Source organism: Chromohalobacter sp. HP20-39, from assembly GCF_033052815.1.
Taxonomy (GTDB): domain Bacteria; phylum Pseudomonadota; class Gammaproteobacteria; order Pseudomonadales; family Halomonadaceae; genus Chromohalobacter.
The window spans coordinates 1-263 of sequence record NZ_JAWHTP010000780.1; the positions used below are offsets into that span (position 1 = coordinate 1).

At 75.3% G+C, this 263-nt stretch carries 1 protein-coding gene; it reads right to left on the reverse strand.

What is annotated here, in order from left to right; genetic code table 11:
• Nucleotides 1–263: PDZ domain-containing protein (locus tag RVY79_RS20085; RefSeq protein ID WP_317466340.1), on the reverse strand; the 263-nt coding region annotated here is incomplete at both ends.

The following is a 263-nucleotide window of genomic DNA, read 5'->3' on the forward strand; positions in this document are numbered from 1 at the left end:
GCAGCTCCTGAGGCTGCAGCGGGCGCAGCGCCAGGCCGAGCTGGCCGCCCTGGGGCGCGGCGCTGGCCTCCTGCACGTCCTTGTCGGCACGGCCCAGCGACACCACCTCGCTGCGGCCGGCCTTGTCGCGCCACAGCTCCAGCTTGAGCTTGTCGCCGGGCCGGGCCAGGCCCACGCGGCTGGACACGTCGCCGGCCACGTTGACCGGCTCGCCGTCGATGGCCGTGATCACGTCGCCCTGCTTCAGGCCGGCCTTGGCTGCG